At 66.0% G+C, this 605-nt stretch carries 1 pseudogene; it reads right to left on the bottom strand.

The window, feature by feature from the left end:
- Nucleotides 1-83: 83 nt before the first annotated feature.
- Nucleotides 84-605: pseudogene (locus RISW2_RS25260) on the bottom strand (hypothetical protein); the annotation flags it as partial.

The following is a 605-nucleotide window of genomic DNA, read 5'->3' as shown; positions in this document are numbered from 1 at the left end:
GAACGAGTTGCGCCCGGCGGCATCTCTGCCCCGGGCGCACTTCCTGATGATGTCACAAGTGATGGATCCGGCGAGGTTAACTGTCAAGCCGCATCTTGCGGTCGGGCAAGGTCGAAGCCCCGCATCCTGTCGAGCGCACCACATAAGGCGCTCCGGAGCTCTGCGCGCATCTGCGCATCCGCCTTGCCCCATCCATACTTCGCGAAGACACCGTCGAGGGTCAGGTCGCCGAGGCAGACCGCGTCCACAAGGCACATGACGCGGATGGCAGTCCGCTTGGTGCCCGTCGCACTCGGCCGATGTCGGCGGACTTCGCGGGCAAGGCCGTCCCCAATCCGACGGCGTAGAAGTCGCAAGCGCTGCAGATCATGGATGATCGCCGCTTCGCGGGCGTCCGCGTCGCCACCGCCACCGCCGACCGTTTCGAGCGACGAGCACTTTACGCCCGCGGCCTCGCATCGCTCGACGAGCCTCGCATACTCGCGCCCCATCTCCTGTTGACCGATCGAGAACGGCGGCACGAATGGGATTGGCTTCTTGCCCTCACGCTTGCGCCGCGCGTTGGATTGCACGTGCGCCCGTCGCGCCTGCTCTTCCATCACGTC

Source organism: Roseivivax isoporae LMG 25204 (genome assembly GCF_000521865.1).
In the GTDB taxonomy this organism is placed as follows: Bacteria; Pseudomonadota; Alphaproteobacteria; order Rhodobacterales; family Rhodobacteraceae; genus Roseivivax; species Roseivivax isoporae.
The sequence above is the reverse complement of the archived record's forward strand: the minus strand, read 5'-3'. Positions and strand labels throughout refer to the sequence as shown.